The following is a 789-nucleotide window of genomic DNA, read 5'->3' on the forward strand; positions in this document are numbered from 1 at the left end:
GTCACCCGTCATGGCCGATTGCCACACCCGGTCACCCAGCAGGGCACTCCCCGCCTGACCATTGAGTACCAGCGGCACGCGATGCCCGGTGTCCCGTTGCAATTGGCTGATTTGCCAACGCAACATCAGCAAGTCGCTGGTCAGCGTCTCGCTCTCCGGGTGTTGTTGCGGACACACCGTGACCATCACTGCCAGTTGGCGCCCCCAGTCGGGCCTTAACTGCAGCAACTGACGGGCGACCTGAGCCACATCCTGACCGGCCTCCACCCGCACCCAACAGCCTTGCGACACCACCAGAACCTGTGAAGCGGCAGGCCAGGGCTGGGCTAAATCACCGCATACCAGCACGACCGGCTGGCGATAACTGGCCTCGGGCAGCGCATCCAGGCTCACCGCCACGCCATGCCCATGGCGGCGACTGGCCAGGCGCCAGCACAGGGCAATCAACAGCCAGCACAACACCATCAGCCCCAGAGAAGCCAGACGTGACAAGGGCAGAAAAACCAGGCAGACCACGCTGACCAGCAACGCAGCCCACAGCGCCAGCAAACGGTGTTGTAACGCACTCATTTCACCGCCCCCGGCAGTAGGGTGGCCAATATCTGGCTCAGCCAGTGGTCAAGCCCCCACCACAGCGCCGCCAGCACCAGCACACTGAGCCCCATCCAGGCAGGCCAGGAGGCGAGCCAACGGCCCAGACGACTGCGCCCACCTCGGGCCGACGCCAGCAGCGGGGCGTTCTGCGGATGGTTGAAGGGGGCGACCTGCTCACTCAGCGCCTTGACCAGC

Annotated in this window: 2 pseudogenes; both read right to left on the reverse strand. The window is 65.1% G+C overall.

Features of this window, described 5'->3' with window-relative positions:
• Positions 1–570: pseudogene (locus tag AC2A06_RS18675) on the reverse strand (OmpA family protein); the annotation flags it as partial.
• Positions 567–789 (reverse strand): annotated as a pseudogene (locus AC2A06_RS18680) (type VI secretion system protein TssL, short form); the annotation flags it as partial. The pseudogenes AC2A06_RS18675 and AC2A06_RS18680, both read right to left, overlap by 4 nt.

It is taken from the genome of Serratia sp. HNCC26DJ244 (assembly GCF_057180565.1).